Raw genomic sequence first — 17,510 nt, forward strand, 5'->3', positions numbered from 1 at the left:
CTTATACGGGCGGCGCCGGCGTGGCGCCGCTGGAACCCAGCAGCGACGCCGCCTCCGGCCCGCCCATGCGCTCGATCAGCGCGGCCTGGTCGGCCTTGGCCTGGCGGTCCGTCGCTTCCGGGTCGCAGATGGCGTAAAGCGCCGCTTTCATGTCGGCTAGCACGGCCGCGTGGCGGGGATCGCCCGCCAGGTCGCGGCGTTCCTGCGGGTCCTCTTCGAGGTTGAAGAGTTCCGGCTGGTAGCGGACGTAGTGGTGATACTTCCAGGGCCCCTTGCGCAGCATGAAGCCGGCCGTATTGCTGCCGGCGGCGTGGTATTCGCTGAGGATCGGCCGGGAGTCGTCCCTCGGCTCCGCCGCGATGTCGAAGAGCGAGCGGCCCGGGCGCGGGCCCCGATGGGGCGCAGGGTCCACGCCGGCGGCCTGGAGAATGGTGGGGTACAGGTCCAGCAGGTCCACCGGCGTGTCACAGACGCCCGAGCGCACGTCCGGGCCGGCGACGATCATGGGAATGCCGACGCTTTCCTGGTAGAGCGTGGATTTCCCCCAGATGCCGCGCGCGCCGACATTGTCGCCATGGTCCGACGTGTACACGACGTGCGTCTCGTCGGACAGGCCCAGCGCGTCGAGTTCGCCTACGATGCGGCCCACGTTGTCGTCGAGGAAACTGCACAGGCCGTAGTAGGCGAGGAAGGCGTCGACGCGCTCGCGCTCGCTCTGGAACGTCTCTTCGCTGCGCTCGAACTCGGCGTAGGCCTGCACCCAGGGATGGCGCCGGTAGCCGTCCTTGGGATGCAGCTTGGCTTCCGGTATCTGCCGCGCCTCGTAGAGATCGAAGAACGCTTCCGGCGCGATCAAGGGGAAATGCGGCGCGACCAAGCCGACATACAGCACGAACGGCTTGCCGGCCGCGGCTGCGGACCGCAGCCAGTCCACGGCGCGCGCGGTGACTTCTCGATCGTACGCGGTGTAGGGCGATTCGCCCTTGCCGATGCGATCGCCGAGCATGCGCTTGCGCCCTCGCGACGGCAGGTAGGGGTCGCGGATGGAGGCCCACACCATGCCGTGTCCGCCCACGACGTGCATGGGGATGTGCTCGGCGTCGAACCCGGCGGGGTCTTCCTCGTTGCGGTAATGCAGCTTGCCTATGCTTTCCACCGCGATGCCCTGCGCCTGCAGCACGTGGCCCCAGCCGCGCGGATCCCCCACGTAGGGCATGGCGTTGTCCCAATGGCGGGTCTGGTGCACCCGCAGTCCGGTGGCGAAGGCCGCCCGCGCCGGCACGCAGATCGGGCTGGGCGTGTAGGCATGCGGGAAGCGCACGCCGCGCGCGGCCAGCGCGTCCAGGTGTGGGGTCTTGATGAAAGAATGCCCGGAACAACCCATGTACGCGGGGTTGTGTTCATCGGACATGATGACGACGACGTTCTTGCCTTGCATGGTCCATCCTTGCGCCAGCGCGCGGGTTGCTTTCAGGTGTCGGGCGTGTAGCCGCTGGCGCGGACTTCGTTGGCCCAGAAGGCGTCGTCCTGCCGAAGCCGGTCACGCAGGGCGGGTGAGGTCGGAGCGCCGGGCGTGAAATACAGCTGCTTCATCGTCTGGCGGAAGGCGGGGGCGCTCACGGCCGCCGCCATGGCCTCGCTCAGGGTCGCGCCGCGGGCGGGGTCGGTGCCGGCGCGCGCCAGCATCACGAAGTACTCGGCCATCGTCAGGCCGGGATAGCCCTGGGAGGCCAGCGTGGGCACGTCCGGCAGGTCGGGCGAGACCGCGCTGCCGGTGGTGGCCAGGATGCGGATCTTGCCGCTCTTGTGCATGGGAATCAGGTTGGGCAGCGTCGTCACGAGCAAGGGCAGGACGCCGCCCATGGTGTCGGTCAGGGCCAGCGAGCCGCCCTTGTAGGGAATGTGCGTCAGCGGCACCTCGGCGGCCCGGGCCAGCATGGTTCCCTGGAAATGCATGATGGTGCCCGTCCCGGGCGTGCCGTACGCGGCCAGGCGCGGATCCGATTTCGCCATGGCCAGGAATTCCTTGATGTCGCGCGCGGGGCTGGACGCTCCGACAGCGAAGCCGAAGTCCATTTCGCAGACCGTTCCCAGCGGCGCGAAGTCCCGTAGCGAGTAGCGCAGGTCGCGGTAGACGTGGGGATACAGCGTCAGGTTGGTCGAGGGCGTGAACAGCAGAGTATTGCCGTCGCTGGCGGCGGCGAGCAGGGCGTCGGTGGCGATGCGGCCGCCGGCGCCGACCTTGTTTTCCACCACGACAGGGTGGCCGGCGACGCGCAGGGCCTCGGCCAGCGCCCGGGCCGCCACGTCGGCAGCGCCGCCCGGCGCGAAGCCCACCAGCAGGCGTATCGGCGCCTGCGCGCGCGCCCGGCGCAAGGGCAAGCCCGTACAGGCGACACCCAAGGCGGTTGCGGTGGCGCCCAGCAGCCGCCTGCGTTGCATATCCATGTCTCTGTCTCCATCGTTGGCGCCCGGCGCCGCTTTTTTTCGCAAGCGTACGCGCCGACGGATACAGTAGACAAATATTATTATTCTGCGATCTATATAAAATTTTCTATATATCGTCGCGCGGCGCCGCCAGCAGCACGCCGCGCAGGATGCCGGCCTCGACCATGTCCCGCAGCACGGTTTCGATGGCCAGTTCGACCGCGGCCACGGCGCCGCCCGGCGGGCTGTCGGCCGCGCGCACGATGGATTGGGTGCGAGTGATGGCGGGCCGCACCAGTCGGCGCGCGCCCATGGGCGCATTGCCGCGCGCCAGTTCGGGGCCGGCGCTGTCGGGCAGCACCGCGAACGCCAGTCCGTCGCGCACCAGCGCGAAGCTCAGTTCGGGGTCGTTGATTTCATACTTCACGTTCAACGGGCAGTTCAGGTCCACCGCGGTGCGCTCGATCAGGCGGCGCAGGTCATGGTCGCGGTCGGGCGCCACCAGCGGCCGGGAGCCGATGGCGGAGAAGGCGATGGTCTTGCCGGGCTTGTCGAAGCGCTTTTCGTGGCCGAAGAGCGAGAACCCTTCCTCGTAAACCGGGCGGATGCGCAGTCCCGGCAGTTCGAACGCGTTGGGCATCAAGGCGATATCGACCTGGCGCGACTCCAGGGCGGTGCGCATTTCGCTCGACAAGGCCGAAGACAGCAGCAGGCGCAGATCCGGATACTCGCGCTCGATATGGCGGTACAGCGCGGCCGCCAGCACCTGGGCGAGCGAGCGCGCCAGGCAAAGGCGCACGGTTCCGCGCGGCTTGCCCGCCGGGTCCAGCACGTCGGCCTTGAGCCGGTCCAGCTGTTCCAGTATCGAGGTGGCGCGCTGCTGCAGGCGCCTGCCGTCCGCCGTCAGCGAGACGCCCTTGGGGTGTCGCTCGAACAAGGGCACGCCCAGTTCCGTTTCCAGCGCCGCCACGTGTTGGCTGAGCGCGGGCTGCGCGACCCGCAAGGCCTGGGAGGCCAGCGACAGGCTGCCGTTGCGGGCGATTTCCAGGAAGTAACGCAGTTGGCGAGGCGTCATGGCGGGCAGGCCGATCCGGCGGGGTGGGTGGAGGCCGCATCCGCGATGGCGGCCATCAGGTCATCGGCATGCACCATCAGTTCGCGAGCTTCGCACAGCATCGGGTACTGCTGCAGCACGCCCGCCCATTGCGGTGATTCCAGCAGCTGGCGCCAGACCGGTTCCAGCGCGTCGGGCGCCGGATCCTGGCCCTGCGCCAGCCGGTTGGCGTATTCCAGGCTGGCCGGCGCCGATAGCAGTTGCATGCGGCTGGCGGCGCTGAGCAGGCGCGGCAAGGTTTCGGCGGGGCCGTCGCAGAAGTACAGCACCGCCTGCGCCAGGGCGGGGCCTTCGGCGGGCACGGCACGCAGCGCCGCGCCGCGCAAGGGGAAAGCTCCTTGCCGGGTGCTGAAGACGTAGTCGGCCCGGGCGTCGGCGCCGGCGAGCAGGCGGAGCCCGCGCAGCAGGCGCGGGAAATCCGTGGCCGCGGCGTCCGCCGAGGCCTTGGCCTCCAGCAGCAGGCAGAGATCCCAGGCCGGCGCCGCGCCTGCATCAGCGGATCGCCGCAGCAGGGCGGCGTCCCATTCGCTCTTGGCGCGCGCGGGGCTGGCGGGGAAGGACGCGGGCACGCGCATTGAAGATACGGCGCGGTAGGGGGCGCCGGCCTCCGCGGCATTGAGCCCGCGGACGAGGGCTTCCAGCGCCTGCAAGGCTAGCGCCTCGACGGCGTCGCCGCGCGCCCGCGAGGCATAGCCTTGCGCAGCGGCCGTGGCGCTTCCGGAACGCGGGCCCTGTTGCTCCCATAGCGTCCGATACAGGCGGACGTCTGCGTCGCGTCCCAGCTGGTCCAGGCGCAGCAGGCGCGCGAGCGCCGGGCTGGCGGTCAGGCGTTCTAGCGCGGCGGCGGCCGCGGCGTCTTCCACCAGGGCGGGCGATTCCTGCAGCGTGCCGGCGGCCTCGGCCAGCGCCGCCCAACGCGCCTGCACCGCGGCCGTGCTCAGGAGGGCCAGGGCGTCGCGCGCCGCTCCGGGGGCCATGCGCTCCACCTTGGCCGGATGGGCGATGGCGTTGGCGGCGGCCAGGACCTCGCGGCGGTCCTGGGCGGCGCCGGCTGACAGCGAGGCGTATTCGCGCACCACGGCATTGCGGTGGCGCATCGACATGGCCTGGAACACGGGATCGCCTTCGTCGGGGCGCATGGCATCGCGGATCAGCCGCGCCAGCGCCCCAAGGAAGGCGAGCCTGACCGAGGGCGCGGGCGCGCCGCCGGCGGCCAGGCTGGCGCGGGCCTGTTCGATGCGAACGGCAAGCGCCGTCGCGGGCACTGCGTCGTCGCTGGGGAATTCGGAAAGGGCCGGCACGCGATAGCGGCGCGCAACGGCGCGCAGCGTGGCGTCCAGCAGGGGATGGGGCGGCGGCAGGGACATGGCGGACAAGCCTACCCCGATGCCGCAGGCGCCGCAATCGCGCCGGCCGCCGCCCCGGGGAGCCTTACTTGAACAGCGCGGCGTTCTCTTCCAGCACGGCGTCGGCGCATTGCGCGTCCAGATTGCCGCCGGGCGCGCCGGCCACGCCGATGGCGCCGATCACGTTGGAACCGGCCTTGATGGGCACGCCGCCGCCCAGCAGCAGGAAGCCGGGAATGTCGGTCAGGTTGGCCGCGCCCGGGTTCTTCTGGGCATTCTCCATCATGGTCAGCGTGGGGGTCTTGGCCGATACGGCCGTGAAGGCCTTGGCGCGGCTGGCTTCGATGGTGTGCGGGCCGGCGTTGTCGGCGCGGGCGAAGGCCTTGAGCAGGCCCGCGCGGTCCACGACGGAGGCGCTGACGTTGTAGCCCTTGGCCTGGCAGGCGGCGACCGTGGCGGTGGCCAGCTTCTGCGCGTCGGCCATGGAGAGGTTGCTTTCGGTCAGCACGGCCGCGTTGGCGGCGCCGGCGCAGGCGAAGAGGACGGCGGAGGCGAGGAGTTTGGGCGACATGTCTGGGTCCTTTCAGGGATCGATAACAGGAGCAGACAGATTAAGGACCGGGGCCGATCGGCGGTATTCGGTTGGCTACGCTGGGGGCTCCGTAGGGCTACGGAGGCGCCTTACGCCAGCAGCCCGGCGTATTCCCGGATCAGGCCGGCCAGCGTTTCCGCCTCGAGCTTGGCGAAGACGTTGGCCCGATAGGTCTCGACGGTGCGGGGCGACAGGTCGAACTCGCGCGCGATCTCCTTGTTGCTCAGGCCCTGTACGATCCGTTCGAGCACCTCGCGCTCGCGCCCGGACAGCTTGTCCAGGCGCGCCGAAGCCGCCTGCGTCACCGCGAGCTTTTCGCGACTGGCGATGTGCGTGCGCACCGCCGCCTGCACGGCGTCGAGGAATACGTCGTCGTCCACCGGCTTTTGCAGGAACTCCATGGCGCCGCCCTTGAAGGCGCGGCGGCACAGGTCCACGTTGGCATGGCCGGTCAGCATGACGACGGGCAGGTCGGACCGCTCCGCCAACTGGCTCAGCACGTCCAGGCCGCTGATGCCGGGCATGCGGATGTCGAGCACCACGCAGCCGATGGCCTGCGGGGTGAGTTGCGCCAGAAAGGCCTGCGGGTCGCCGAAGCCTGCGCTGCGCAGGCCCACGCTGCGCAGCAGCAGCGCCAGACCGTCGCGCACGGCGTCGTCGTCGTCGACCAGATAGACCAGCGGGGATTGTTCAAGCATGGGAGATTCCTGCGGCGGCTTGCCGGCCGCCCGAAAGGGGCAGGCTGACGGTGAAGCAGGCGCCCGTCGGGCTGAGGTTGCGCGCCGAGATGCGGCCGTCCATGGAGCCGGCCAGCGTGTCGCACAGCGCCAGCCCCAGGCCCATGCCCTGGGGGCGGGTGGTGTAGAACGGGGCGAACAGGCGCGGCAGCGCGTCCGCAGCGATGCCCGGCCCGGTGTCGCTGACGCTGAACAGGTAATTCACGCCGTCGGCGCGGCCCTCAAGGGATATCTGGCGCGGCCCGGCGGAGCCGGCCAGCGCATCGGCGGCGTTCTGCACCAGGTTGTGCAGGATCTGCTCCAGCGCCACGCGGTCGCCCAGCGGGCGCGCGCCGGGGCTGGCGTTGTGCCAGCCGAGCCGGATGCCTTGCCGGGCGAGCTCGGGCTCGCGCAGGAAGCGCAGGGACGCCACCAGCGCGTCCGGATCCAGGGCTTCGCGGCGCGCGGGAGAGCTGGGCTGCACCAGCGTTCGCATGCGGCTGATGATGTCGGCGGCGCGCTTGGCCTGCTCGGCGCTGGCCAGCAGCGCATGGCGCACGGCGGGGCGTTCGTCTTCGTCGTCCAGCAGCCGTTCGGCCGCGCGCGTCTGCGCCAGGATGGCCGTCAGGGGCTGGTTGAGCTCGTGGGCGATGCCGGCCGCCATTTCGCCCAGGGTGCTCAGGCGCGCCATGGCGCCCAGCCGCAGTTGTTCCTGCTGCCGGCGGGCCTCGGCGCGCGAGCGCTGCCAGGCCACGGCGCCGGCCACCAGCAAGGCGCTGGCCAGCGCCCAGGCCAGCCATGCCGCCCAGGGCCAGGCGTCCGGCGTCAGCTTGCGTTCGCTGCGCATCTGGAAAGGCTGGCTGGCCGCGCCCAGGGGCTTTTGCAGCGCAAGGCTCCAGCCCGGGGCGGCGTCGCCGGGCTGCTTGTTCAGCAGGCGCAGGGGTTCCGCCCCCACGGACAGCGTCAGGTTGGCGAGCCCGGGCGGGAAGTCGGCCGGCGGAATCAGTTGGCGGGCGTCCAGCAACAGGCTCCAGCCGGAGGGCGCCACCAGCCAGTAGCGGGCATCGTCCACGGGCAGGGTGACGGGGCGGCCCAGTTGGCGGGCGCGTTCGACGGCCTGGGGCAAGCCCGGCGGTTCCGCCACGCTGCCGCTCCAGGCGCCGCCCGGCAGGTGCCCCAGCCCCAGCAGCTGCGGCATCGCCGGTTGCAGGCTGGGGAACAGGCGCTCGGGAGCGGGCGGGTGGGACAGGGCGGCGAGCGTGGCCAGGACGGCTTCGTGCTGCACCGTTTTCTGGCTCAGCATGCGCTGCGCCACGCTGGTGCTTTGCAGGAAGCGTTCGTGCTGGTCCACGTATTCCTGCCGGCCGATCCAGAAGGCGCCAAGGCAGAACAGGACCAGCCAGCAAAGGAGGGCGCTTGAGCGCGGCAGGGGATTCACGCCTGAAATTATGCCTTGCGGCCCCCGCAGGGAGGAATCCGTATGGCTACGGAGGGCCGGGAATCAGGCCGCCAGCTTCTGCGGATGCGGGTCGTCTGCCTGGGAATTGGACGATACGGCGATCTGGTACAGCGCGGCGACCAGGTCCGACTGCGTCACCAGGCCGACCAGATCGCGCGACTCGTCCAGCACGGGCACGCAGTGCAGGCTATCCGACATGGGACGCGCCAGTTCGATGACGGGCAGGCCGGGCGTAGCGAAGGGCACCTCGCTGTGCATGCAGTCGGCCACCAGCAGATCCGGCACGCCGGTCGCGTCCGCGGCCACCGTCGCCAGGCGGTTACGGCGCGCCAGCACGTCGCCCTGGGCGATCATGCCCGCGTAGCGCCCCTCCGAATCCAGCACGGGCAGCGCCTGCACGCGGTGCCTGTCGAACAGGCGCACTGCGTAGTCCAGGGGGTCGTGGGCGCGCACGGTGACCACGTCGCGCGACATGATGTCCGCGCAACGCACGTCGCCGAAGCGGCGGACGCTGGCGCGCAGCTCGGCCGCCAGCACGATTTCCTCCAGGTCTTCCTTGCTGATGTCCAGCAGCTCGCCGCGCTGGTTCAGCGCCTCGTCCAGATCAACGAGGCTGAAGCCCAGCCGGGCGCTGGGAGCCAGGTCGCGGGTGTTGTGGCCGCCGGCCGTATCGGCGTGGCGCCGCGGGTAGTTGCGCTTGAGCGCGCCGTTGAAGACCACGGCGATGCACAGCAGGATGAGCGAATTCAGTGCCACGGGCCACAGGGCGAAGCCGTAGCCCAGGCTGGCGACGGGGGGGCCGCCCAGCACGGCGGTCAGCGCCACGGCGCCGCTGGGCGGATGCAGGCAACGCAGCGAAAACATGGCGCCGATGGCCAGCGCCACTGCGGCCGCCGCGGCCAAGCCGGGCACGGGGATGAATTGGGCGCAGAAGACGCCGATGAGCGCGGAGATCAGGTTGCCGGCCATGAGCGACCAGGGCTGGGCCAAGGGGCTGGCGGGCGCGGCGAACAGCAGCACGGCCGAGGCGCCCATCGGCGCGATGAACCAGGGGCTGGCACTGCCCAGCGCGTGCCGGCCTACCCATTCCGTACAGAACAGCCCGAGCAGCGCTCCCACCGCGCCTAACAGCTTTTCGCGCCCATTGACGCCCACCGGCGCTGGCGCGAACGAGCCCAGCCAGCGCTTGATTGCAACACCCAAAACGATCTCCTCGCGACTTCAATTATGTCGCGGGGCGATAATTTAGCATGTGAATGGTTGCGGTGCAGCATAAGCTTATGCCGCAAAACGCAGTCAGGAGCGAGGGGGCTCCTCGCCGATACGCGCCAGCAGCCGGGTCAGCAGGGGTCGCATGGCGCGCAACTCCTCCAGGTGCGAGGCGGAAAGGTCTTCCAGCAAGCGTTCGGCCTTGGCGGTAAGCACGACCTCGACGCGGCGGCCGTCCTCGGGATCCGGTTCGCGGCTGACAAGGTCCAGGCGCGCCAGCCTGCCGACCAGCTCGGCGGCGGTATGCGGACGGATGAGCAGGCGTTCGGCGATTTCACCCACGTACAGGCCGCGGCGGCCGGGCGCTCCCTGGCGGGTCCCCTTGATGGCCAGCAAGGCCTGGTGCTGTTGCGGCATCAGGTCCAGGCTGGCCGCGGCGCCTTCGCTGAAGACCGCGAAGCGGCGCAGCGCATAGCGGAAATCGGCCAGCAGTTCGTAGTCCGCAGGGGATAGGCTGGTAGGGGATGGGGGCTGTTTCACCCGAGCGATTCTAATATATGTCGTGATACGATATATTGATGCGCCGCAAATTCCTGCGGATTCCTTCCCCTGTTTTAAAAACATGCCACCCACTTCCTCTTCCGCCCGGGCCGCGCTGCGCCTGGGCGATTTCACTACCGACAAACGCGTGGTCCTGCTCATGGGCCTGGCCATACCCGTTGGCCTGGCCAGCGTCGTTGCCGCCTGGGTGCTGCTGCGCCTGATCGCGTTGTGCACGAACCTGGCCTATCACGGCCAGTTTTCCTTTGCCGACCAGCCCATCACGACGGGGCAGCTTGGCCCGGCGTCCGTGGCCATTCCCGTGGTCGGCTGCCTCATCATCGGCCTGATGGCGCGCTATGGATCCGAGAAGATCCGCGGCCACGGCATTCCGGAGGCCATGGAGGCCATCCTGATCGGCAAGAGCCGCATCCAGCCCAAGGTGGCGATCCTGAAGCCGGTGTCTTCCGCCGTGTCGATCGGCACGGGCGGCCCGTTCGGCGCGGAAGGCCCCATCATCATGACGGGCGGCGCGATCGGCTCGCTGCTGGCGCAGACCATCCATCTGGACGACGGCGAACGCAAGACGTTGCTGGTGGCCGGCGCCGCCGCCGGCATGACGGCCATTTTCTCCACGCCTCTGGCGGCGGTGCTGCTGGCGGTGGAGCTGCTGCTGTTCGAATGGAAGCCGCGCAGCTTTCTGCCCGTCGCGATGGCGGCGCTGGTGGCGGCCGCCGTGCGAGCCTACGTGCTTGAGGCCGGCCCCATTTTTGCGTACTCGGGCACGCTGCCGTTCACGCCCGTGCACCTGCTCGCCGCCGCGGCGGTCGGGGTGATTGCGGGCTTGGGATCGGGCGTGCTGACCTCCATGGTCTACGCGGCTGAGGACCTGTTCGAGAAACTGCCCTTGCATTGGATGTGGTGGCCGGCCTTCGGCGGCCTGGCGATCGGCATCGGCGGCCTGATCGATCCCGCCGCCCTGGGCGTGGGCTACGACAACATCCGCCACCTGCTGGCGGGCGACCTGGCGCTGCAGGCGGTGCTGCTGTTGCTGGTCGTCAAGGTCCTGATCTGGTCGATCGCGCTGGGCTCGGGCACCTCGGGCGGGGTGCTGGCTCCGCTGCTGATCTTCGGCGGCGCGCTGGGCGCCCTGGCGACCCCGCTGCTGCCGCAGGCGGATGCCGGTTTCTGGGCGCTGCTGGGCATGGCCGCCATGATGGGCGGCACCATGCGCGCGCCGCTCACCGCGACCCTGTTCGCGGTGGAGCTCACGGGAGACGTCGGCGCTCTCCTGCCTGTGCTGGCCGCCTGCGTGTTCGCGTATGGCGTCACGGTCCTGCTGCTCAAGCGTTCCATCCTGACGGAGAAGATCGCCCGGCGCGGCCACCACATCAGCCGCGAATACCGGGTCGATCCGTTCGACCTGCTGCGTGTCCAGCAAGTAATGACCACGCCCGTGGAGACCCTGCCGCAAGACTGGACGGTGGCGCGGGCCATCGAGCATTTCACGACCGCTCACCCCGTCCACACCAGCTATCCGGTGCTCGACGGCGAAGGCGCCGTGGTGGGCGAAGTGACCCGCGCCGACACGCTGGCCTGGGCGCTGGACGGCGACCAGCACGAGCGGACCCTGGCCGAAGCCTTGGAGGGGCGCGAGCTGGTCTACGGCTATCCCGAGGAATTGGCCAGCCAGATCGCCGACCGCATGGCGCTGTCTGGCGCGGGCCGCGTGCCGATCCTGGACCGCGCAAGCGGGCGGCTGGTGGGCATCGTGGGCCGCAAGGACCTGTTCCGGTCGCGGGCCCGCCGCCTGCGCGAGGAAAGCCAGCGTACGCGCTATTTCCGCAGGCCGCCGTCTTCCGGGGGCTGAGGGCCCTGTGGATTGGCGGCGCGCAGTTCCCACAGCACGTCCAGCACGTGCTGCGTGGCCCGTTCCACCTGGCCGGCGCGGTGCGCGATGCCCAGGGGGCGCCATAGCGCGGGCCGCAGCGGACGCATGGCAATGCGCGGATCGGGCTGCGGCGCCGTGGCTTCGTGCGGCAGCAACGTGGCGCCATAGCCCGCTGCCACCAGGCTCTTGATCGCGTCGTTGTAGTTCAGCTGGATGCGCGGACGCGGGTTCAGGCCCGCCGCGGCGAACCATTCGGCGGTCAGGCGCGACAGCCGGGTGCTGGCGTCGTTCAGGATCAGGGGACGCTCGGCCAGCCAGGCCGGCGCAATGCGGGCGGGCGCCCGCCAGCCGGCGGGCAAGAAGGCCATGACCGGATCGCGCCGCCAGGGCCTCAGCACAAGGCCATCCAAGGGTGGCTGGGGCAGGGCCACCAGCCCCACGTCCAGGGACCCATCGGCCAGGCGCAGCAGGGTTTCATGCGAGGTCAGCACGGCCACCTGCACGTCTATGCCGGGATGATTGCGTCCCAGCGTTTCCAATGCCTGCGGAAGCAGGTGGGCGATGGCGCCGGTGGAGGCGCCCAGCCGCACGCGCCCGGCCAGGCCCTGCACCTGGCGCTGCACGTCGTCGAGCGCCAGGTCGGCCTCGGCGAGCAGCCGGCGCGCGCGTTCCAGCAGCGTTTCGCCGATCGGCGTGGGGCGGACCTGGCCGCGCCTGCGCGTGAGCAAGGGCGCGCCGATGCGCTCCTCCAGGTCCGCCACGTGCAGGCTGACGGTGGGCGGCGCCAAGTGCAGGGCGCGGGCCGCCTCGGCGAACGAACCCAGGTCGGCGATGGCGACCAGGGTACGGAGCCGGTCCAGGCTGATTTCCCGCATGGATTCTCTCTGGGTTGTTCAGAAAAGCTGAATTGAACGGTCATGATATTCGACTTTTGCTATCTGGCGAGCGAGCAGATGATAGAGCCTGCATTTCGCACACCCCTCTGATCCCAGGAAGAGATCGCGCCATGACCCATCCTCTTGTTTTCATCGACGGCGACCAAGGCACCACGGGCCTGCAGATCCATGAACGCCTGCAAGGGCGCGCCGACTTGCGGCTGCTGACGCTGCCCGAGGCGGAGCGCAAGGACCCGCGGCGCCGCGCCGAGGCGATCAATGCCTGCGACATCGCCATCCTGTGCCTGCCCGACGAGCCGGCGCGGCAGGCCGCGGCTTCCATCGTGAATCCGGCTGTCCGCGTGATCGACGCCAGTTCGGCTCACCGCACGGACGCCGGCTGGGTGTACGGCTTTCCCGAAATGAACGCGGAGCAGGGCGGGTTGATCGCCCAGGCCCGGCGCGTGAGCAATCCCGGCTGCTATCCCACCGGCGCCATCGCCTTGCTGGGGCCGCTGGTGCGCGCCGGGCTGGTGCCGGCCGACTATCCGGTCACGGTGCACGCGGTGTCGGGCTATTCGGGCGGCGGCCGCGCCAGCGTGGAGGCCTACGAGGGACCGGGCGGGCCGCAGGGGCCGGCGTTCCAGCTCTACGGGCTGGGACTGACGCACAAGCACACCCCGGAAATCGAGCGGCACGCCGGCCTGAGCCAGCGGCCGGTCTTCGTGCCCGCGTACGGGGCTTTCCGCCAAGGCATCGTATTGACCGTGCCGCTGCAGTTGCGCCTGCTGGCGCCGGGCGTGGACGGCCAGCGGCTGCATGAGTGCCTGCACAAGCACTACGCTGGCGCGGCGCACGTGCAGGTGGTGGGCCCCGAAGACGCGGCGGCCCACACGCACCTGGATCCGCAGGCCCTGAACGGCACCAACGATTTGCGCCTGGCGGTCTACGGCAACGCGCAGCATGGCCAGGTCCTGCTGACGGCCGTGTTCGACAACCTGGGCAAGGGGGCGTCGGGCGCGGCGGTGCAGAATCTCGATCTGATGCTGGCCGCGATGGCCTGAGGCGGCCCGCGCTGCTACTTGCCGGCGCCGGGAGCCTGGATCGCTTCCAGGCGCTGGGCCAGCGAGGCCGTGGACAGTTCGCCCACCCGCAAATCGGCCAGCCGCCCCTGTGCGTCCAGGAACAGCGTGGCGGGCAGGCCGCGATTGCTCAGCACGCGCGAAGCCTCGCCGGCAGGGTCGATCAGCACATTGCGCAGCGTCGGCGCATGCTGCTGCAGGAAGCGCGCGACGTCTTCTGGCGCCTCGGCCTGGTTCAGGAACACGAAGTTCACGTCGGGCCGCGCCGCCTGCGCCTTGGCGAAGGCGGGCATTTCGCGGCGGCAGGGCGGGCACCAGCTCGCCCACAGATTGATCACCGTGGGCTTGCCTTGGAAAGCGGCCAGCGTGGCGGGCGAGCCGTCCAGTTGCCGCAGCGCCAGCGCGGCCAGTTCGGGCCGCGCCTGCGGCGCCGGGGCCAGCAAGCGGCCGCCGCCAATCCAGACGGCGCAGGCCAGCGCCAGCGCGCCAAGCAGCGCCGGCCGGGGGGCCTTGCGGCGGACCGCAGCAAGCAGCGCGTACGCCCAGGCTGCGCCCAGCCCGGCCATGCCGGCCCAGCCGCCGTCGCGCAGATCGAGGATCCGCAAAAGATCGGGCCGGTAGTGTTCGCGGTATTGCCATACGAAGGCAAGGCGCGCCACGACCAGGCCAATGATCAGGGCCCGCCAAAGCACGGAGCCGACTTCGGCGGAGCGCGTCCGGCCGAAGAGGCGCGCCGCCAGCAGCCCGGCCAGGGCGGCCGCGGCCAGCACGGCGAGTTCGGCGGGAAACACCAGCGGCCCGATGCGGATCGCCGGATTCACGGGCGCTCCATGCCGCAAGCGGCCGTCCTGGCCGCCGCGCGGCGCGTGTCGTTGGGGTCGATATCGATGTGCATGGCTGCCGCTCGTGTCGTGAATCGACCGGCAAGCCTAGCATGGCCCGGCTACAGCGCCGCCACCAGCCTCTGCATGAAGGCATCGCACGCGGCCAGTTGCGCGCGGGAGACGTATTCGTCCGGCTTGTGGGCCTGTTCGATCGAGCCGGGGCCGCACACGACTACCGGAACGTCCAAATGGCGCGTGAACAGCCCGCCCTCGGTGCCGAAGGCCACTTTGGCCTTGGCGGTGCCGGCCGGCAGCAGGGATTCCACGAAACGCACCGCGTCGCTGGCCGGGTGCGTGTCCAGTCCGGGGTAGGCGTTGATCTCCTCGATCCGAATGTCCGCGGCGGGCGCGCGGCGGCGGGCCTGCTCGCGGATATCGTCGGCAGCCTGGCGCAGGGGAGCCAGCAGAACGTCCGGGTCGTCCTGCGCCAGGTGGCGGATCTCGAAATCGACCGCGCATTCGTTGGGCACGATGTTCAGCGCGCGGCCGCCGTGGATGCAGCCCGCGTGGACCGTGGCATAGGGAACCTCGTACGCAGGATCGCGCGCGCCGCGGGTCTGCAGATCGTCTTGCAGCGCGCGCATCGCGCCGATCAGGTCGCAGGCCAGGTGGATGGCGTTCAGCGCCCGCGGCGCCAGCGCGGAATGGCCCTCCAGGCCCCGGCAGACAGCACGCAGGGCCGCCTTTCCCTTATGGCCGGTGGCGATGCGCATGGATGTGGGTTCGCCCACGATGCACAGCGCGGGCCGGCCGGGCGCCATTTCCATGACGTCCAGCAGCCGGCGCACGCCGACGCAGCCTATTTCCTCGTCGTAGGACAGCGCCAATTGCAGCGGCCGGCGCAGCGTGCGCCCGCTCGCCAGCACCATGGCGTTGACGGCGCAGGCCACGAAGCCCTTCATGTCGGCCGTGCCGCGGCCATATAGCAGGCCTTCGCGCTCCGTCAGCGCGAAAGGCGGCATGGTCCACGCCTGCCCGGCCGCGGGCACTACGTCCGTGTGCCCTGACAGCAGCACACCGGGCACGCCCTCCGGGCCGACGGATGCATACAGATTGGCGCGGGTGCCGTCGTCGCTTCGCACCAGGGTGGAAACGATGCCGTGCGCGGCCAGCAGCTCGCGCACGGCTTCGATCAGCGCCATGTTGGGCGTGAGCGTCACGGTGTCGAAGGCGACCAACCGCGCCAGCAGCGCCTCGGAGGGAGTCGGCATGTCAGTTCGGGATGACCGCGGTGACGTCGATCTCGACCAGCCATTCCGGCCGGGCCAGGGCCGACACGACGATGCCGGTGGAGACGGGGAACACCCCCTTGAGCCAGCGGCCCACGACGTTGTAGACCTCCTCGCGGTGGCGCACGTCGACCAGGTAGACGGTGAGCTTGCAGATGTGGGCGAGTTCGCTGCCGCATTCCTCCAGCAGCATGGCCACGTTGGCCATGGCCTTTTCGGTCTGAGCGGCGACGTCGCCCACGCCCACCGATTCTCGGGTTTCCAGGTCCTGGCCGATCTGGCCGCGCAGGAAGACGGTATTGCCAGCCACCACCGCCTGGCACAGGTCGTTGTCCAGCCGTTGTTCGGGATAGGTTTCGCGGGTATTGAATTTGCGGATGCGGGTGTGGGCCATGTCTGGGTCCTGGTGAGTGGAAGGCGGGGCGGTCGCCCGCCCGGGCGTCAATGGGGAAGGATTTTGGAAAGAAAGCGGCGGGCCTGCGGGCTGGCGGCGTCGCGGAAGAAGAGGTCGGTGGGGCTGTCCTCGATGATGGCCCCGTCTTCCATGAAGACCACGCGGTTCGCCACGCGGCGCGCGAAGCCCATCTCATGCGTGACGACCATCATGGTCATGCCTTCGTCGGCCAGTTCCACCATGACGTCCAGCACTTCATTGACCATCTCGGGGTCGAGCGCGGACGTCGGTTCATCGAACAGCATGGCCATCGGGTCCATCGACAGCGCGCGGGCGATGGCCACGCGCTGCTGCTGGCCGCCCGACAGCTGCCCCGGATGCTTGCCCGCATGGGCCGACAGCCCGACGCGCTCCAGCAGGGCGCCGGCCTTGCCGCGCGCGGTGTCGATATCCCTTCCCAGCACGATCTGCTGCGCCAGCGTCAGGTTGCGCAGGATGTCCAGGTGTGGGAAAAGTTCGAAGTGCTGGAACACCATGCCCACCTTGGTGCGCAGCTTGGGCAGGTCGGTGGCCGCCGTCACGGAGGCCCCGTCGATCAGGATGTCGCCGCCCTGGATCGGCTCCAGCGCATTGACGGTCTTGATGAGCGTGGACTTGCCGGAGCCCGACGGTCCGCAGACCACCACGATTTCGCCTTTGTCGACGCGGGTCGAGCATTGCTTGAGCACGTGGTGGCTGCCATAGTATTTGTCCACCCCGCGGATCTCGATGATGGGTGCGGGCGCGTTCATTTGTCGTAGTGTCCCGCGCGGATGGAAGCGCCGATCAGGTTCAGTATCAGCCGGCCGGCCGTGATGCAGGAAATCTGGTTCAGGTCTTTTTCGGGCTGGATTTCGACGATGTCCATGCCCACCACGCGGCCTTTGCGGACCAGGCCGTGGATCAGTTTGCGGGCCTGGACGAATGTGACGCCGCCCGGCGCCGGCCCGGCTACGGCCGGCATGGTGGATGGATCCATGCCGTCGGCGTCGATGGTCAGGTAGTAGTTGCCGCCGTCCGGAATGCGGGCCAGCACCGCGTCCATGCCGATTTCGTGCAGTTCGTACGCGGTGACCAGCTCGGCGCCGTAGGCGCGCGCGGCCTCTAGTTCCTCGGGACGGCCGCTGCCCTGGGCGCGCAGGCCGATCTGGACGATGCGGTCCACGTGCGCCATTTCGGAGGCGCGCCGGATCGGGCTGGACAGGCCGTCGCGCACGCCGTTGACGTCGTCGCGCCAGTCCAGGTGAGCGTCTATATGGACCAGCGTGATCGGCCCCTTCTGGTCCAGGCCGCGCAGGATGGGGGTGGTGATGCCGTGGTCGCCGCCCAGCACGATGGGCACCGCGCCGGCCGCGGCGATGCGGCGCACCGCAGCCTCGGCCCGTTCGTAGTGTTCGCCGCGGGGCTTGGACAGGTCCGGGACGATGTCGCCGCAGTCCACGAAGCGGATGTCCTCGCGGCCCTGCAGCAGCGGGCCGTCGATATCGAAATCATAGTGGCCCGGCCGGCGCACGACGCGGTCGGTGGCCTGCCGGATCGCCGTGGGCGCATTGGTCTGGTCGTTGCTGAAGTCGGCGGCCGAGTAGGGCGAACCGTAAGGCATGCCCAGGACCGCGATGTCGGCCTGGAGATTGTCCAGGTCGAGCGCGAGCGTGGAGTACAGCAGGGTCGGGTGGCCGGTGCGGGGAGGGACCGTGTAGTTGCTCATGTTCT

Annotated in this window: 17 protein-coding genes; 2 read left to right on the plus strand and 15 right to left on the minus strand. The window is 70.0% G+C overall.

The window, feature by feature from the left end:
• Position 1 precedes the first annotated feature (1 nt).
• From JL37_RS27665 to JL37_RS27705, 9 genes are all read right to left on the minus strand, one after another.
• Positions 2 to 1,438 (minus strand): sulfatase-like hydrolase/transferase, encoded by a 1,437-nt coding sequence (locus JL37_RS27665; protein ID WP_043548402.1) that lies wholly within the window; start codon positions 1,436 to 1,438, stop codon positions 2 to 4.
• Positions 1,439 to 1,470: 32 nt separating this feature from the next.
• Positions 1,471 to 2,448: a tripartite tricarboxylate transporter substrate-binding protein gene (locus tag JL37_RS27670; protein WP_043548403.1), complete on the minus strand. Its 978-nt coding sequence runs from the start codon at positions 2,446 to 2,448 to the stop codon at positions 1,471 to 1,473.
• A 106-nt stretch (positions 2,449 to 2,554) separates the two neighbouring features.
• Positions 2,555 to 3,502: a LysR family transcriptional regulator gene (locus JL37_RS27675; RefSeq protein ID WP_043548404.1), complete on the minus strand. Its 948-nt coding sequence runs from the start codon at positions 3,500 to 3,502 to the stop codon at positions 2,555 to 2,557.
• Positions 3,499 to 4,908 carry a hypothetical protein gene (locus JL37_RS27680; protein ID WP_043548407.1) on the minus strand — a complete coding sequence of 470 codons (1,410 nt, stop codon included), beginning with the start codon at positions 4,906 to 4,908 and terminating at the stop codon, positions 3,499 to 3,501. Before JL37_RS27680 ends, JL37_RS27675 begins: the two co-directional genes overlap by 4 nt.
• A gap of 64 nt (positions 4,909 to 4,972) precedes the next feature.
• Positions 4,973 to 5,458 (minus strand): heme-binding protein, encoded by a 486-nt coding sequence (locus JL37_RS27685; protein ID WP_043548409.1) that lies wholly within the window; start codon positions 5,456 to 5,458, stop codon positions 4,973 to 4,975.
• A gap of 110 nt (positions 5,459 to 5,568) precedes the next feature.
• Complete coding sequence (locus JL37_RS27690; RefSeq protein ID WP_043548410.1) at positions 5,569 to 6,177, minus strand: response regulator transcription factor; 609 nt, start codon at positions 6,175 to 6,177, stop codon at positions 5,569 to 5,571.
• Positions 6,170 to 7,633 carry a sensor histidine kinase gene (locus JL37_RS27695; protein WP_043548413.1) on the minus strand — a complete coding sequence of 488 codons (1,464 nt, stop codon included), beginning with the start codon at positions 7,631 to 7,633 and terminating at the stop codon, positions 6,170 to 6,172. The genes JL37_RS27690 and JL37_RS27695 overlap by 8 nt, the downstream gene beginning before the upstream one ends.
• Before the next feature lie 63 nt (positions 7,634 to 7,696).
• Positions 7,697 to 8,857, minus strand: coding sequence for an HPP family protein (locus tag JL37_RS27700; protein ID WP_043548415.1), 1,161 nt, complete (start codon positions 8,855 to 8,857; stop codon positions 7,697 to 7,699).
• Between the two features lie 93 nt (positions 8,858 to 8,950).
• Positions 8,951 to 9,403 carry a MarR family winged helix-turn-helix transcriptional regulator gene (locus JL37_RS27705; protein ID WP_043548417.1) on the minus strand — a complete coding sequence of 151 codons (453 nt, stop codon included), beginning with the start codon at positions 9,401 to 9,403 and terminating at the stop codon, positions 8,951 to 8,953.
• 82 nt (positions 9,404 to 9,485) lie between these two features.
• Here JL37_RS27705 and JL37_RS27710 point away from each other — a divergent pair, with 82 nt between their 5' ends.
• The gene (locus JL37_RS27710) at positions 9,486 to 11,273 is read left to right on the plus strand and encodes a chloride channel protein (RefSeq protein ID WP_043548420.1); all 1,788 of its coding nucleotides are present in this window, start codon (positions 9,486 to 9,488) and stop codon (positions 11,271 to 11,273) included.
• On the opposite strand, the gene JL37_RS27715 is transcribed toward JL37_RS27710, so the two are convergent.
• Positions 11,240 to 12,169 carry a LysR family transcriptional regulator gene (locus JL37_RS27715; protein WP_052097639.1) on the minus strand — a complete coding sequence of 310 codons (930 nt, stop codon included), beginning with the start codon at positions 12,167 to 12,169 and terminating at the stop codon, positions 11,240 to 11,242. The two genes, JL37_RS27710 and JL37_RS27715, sit on opposite strands and share 34 nt — an antisense overlap.
• Before the next feature lie 131 nt (positions 12,170 to 12,300).
• Between JL37_RS27715 and argC the strand changes: the two genes are divergently transcribed.
• On the plus strand, positions 12,301 to 13,233 hold the full coding sequence (argC, locus tag JL37_RS27720) for an N-acetyl-gamma-glutamyl-phosphate reductase (RefSeq protein ID WP_043548423.1): 933 nt from the start codon (positions 12,301 to 12,303) through the stop codon (positions 13,231 to 13,233).
• A 14-nt stretch (positions 13,234 to 13,247) separates the two neighbouring features.
• Here the strand turns inward: argC and JL37_RS27725 are convergent, their stop codons facing one another.
• The 5 genes from JL37_RS27725 to JL37_RS27745 all read right to left on the minus strand — a co-directional run bounded on the left by JL37_RS27725 (position 13,248) and on the right by JL37_RS27745 (position 17,505).
• Positions 13,248 to 14,072: a TlpA disulfide reductase family protein gene (locus tag JL37_RS27725; RefSeq protein WP_043548425.1), complete on the minus strand. Its 825-nt coding sequence runs from the start codon at positions 14,070 to 14,072 to the stop codon at positions 13,248 to 13,250.
• A 122-nt stretch (positions 14,073 to 14,194) separates the two neighbouring features.
• Positions 14,195 to 15,346, minus strand: coding sequence for an acetylornithine deacetylase (gene argE, locus JL37_RS27730; protein ID WP_043548427.1), 1,152 nt, complete (start codon positions 15,344 to 15,346; stop codon positions 14,195 to 14,197).
• A gap of 1 nt (position 15,347) precedes the next feature.
• Positions 15,348 to 15,758: a RidA family protein gene (locus JL37_RS27735; RefSeq protein ID WP_043548428.1), complete on the minus strand. Its 411-nt coding sequence runs from the start codon at positions 15,756 to 15,758 to the stop codon at positions 15,348 to 15,350.
• Positions 15,759 to 15,805: 47 nt separating this feature from the next.
• On the minus strand, positions 15,806 to 16,549 hold the full coding sequence (locus JL37_RS27740; RefSeq protein ID WP_043548431.1) for an amino acid ABC transporter ATP-binding protein: 744 nt from the start codon (positions 16,547 to 16,549) through the stop codon (positions 15,806 to 15,808).
• A complete protein-coding gene (locus JL37_RS27745; protein ID WP_043548434.1) occupies positions 16,546 to 17,505 on the minus strand; it encodes an agmatinase in 960 nt (319 codons plus the stop codon). The genes JL37_RS27740 and JL37_RS27745 overlap by 4 nt, the downstream gene beginning before the upstream one ends.
• Positions 17,506 to 17,510: the final 5 nt, after the last annotated feature.

The organism is Achromobacter sp. RTa (assembly GCF_000757485.1).
Classification (GTDB): Bacteria; Pseudomonadota; Gammaproteobacteria; order Burkholderiales; family Burkholderiaceae_B; genus Achromobacter.

Bases quoted from the DNA above. Each gene is read 5' to 3' on its own strand.
- JL37_RS27715 (WP_052097639.1), bottom strand. From the start codon at position 12,169: ATGCGGGAAATCAGCCTGGACCGGCTCCGTACCCTGGTCGCCATCGCC.
- JL37_RS27710 (WP_043548420.1), top strand. From the start codon at position 9,486: ATGCCACCCACTTCCTCTTCCGCCCGGGCCGCGCTGCGCCTGGGCGAT.
- JL37_RS27735 (WP_043548428.1), bottom strand. From the start codon at position 15,758: ATGGCCCACACCCGCATCCGCAAATTCAATACCCGCGAAACCTATCCC.
- argE (WP_043548427.1), bottom strand. From the start codon at position 15,346: ATGCCGACTCCCTCCGAGGCGCTGCTGGCGCGGTTGGTCGCCTTCGAC.
- JL37_RS27665 (WP_043548402.1), bottom strand. From the start codon at position 1,438: ATGCAAGGCAAGAACGTCGTCGTCATCATGTCCGATGAACACAACCCC.
- JL37_RS27685 (WP_043548409.1), bottom strand. From the start codon at position 5,458: ATGTCGCCCAAACTCCTCGCCTCCGCCGTCCTCTTCGCCTGCGCCGGC.
- JL37_RS27675 (WP_043548404.1), bottom strand. From the start codon at position 3,502: ATGACGCCTCGCCAACTGCGTTACTTCCTGGAAATCGCCCGCAACGGC.
- JL37_RS27670 (WP_043548403.1), bottom strand. From the start codon at position 2,448: ATGGATATGCAACGCAGGCGGCTGCTGGGCGCCACCGCAACCGCCTTG.
- JL37_RS27680 (WP_043548407.1), bottom strand. From the start codon at position 4,908: ATGTCCCTGCCGCCGCCCCATCCCCTGCTGGACGCCACGCTGCGCGCC.
- JL37_RS27690 (WP_043548410.1), bottom strand. From the start codon at position 6,177: ATGCTTGAACAATCCCCGCTGGTCTATCTGGTCGACGACGACGACGCC.
- argC (WP_043548423.1), top strand. From the start codon at position 12,301: ATGACCCATCCTCTTGTTTTCATCGACGGCGACCAAGGCACCACGGGC.
- JL37_RS27740 (WP_043548431.1), bottom strand. From the start codon at position 16,549: ATGAACGCGCCCGCACCCATCATCGAGATCCGCGGGGTGGACAAATAC.
- JL37_RS27745 (WP_043548434.1), bottom strand. From the start codon at position 17,505: ATGAGCAACTACACGGTCCCTCCCCGCACCGGCCACCCGACCCTGCTG.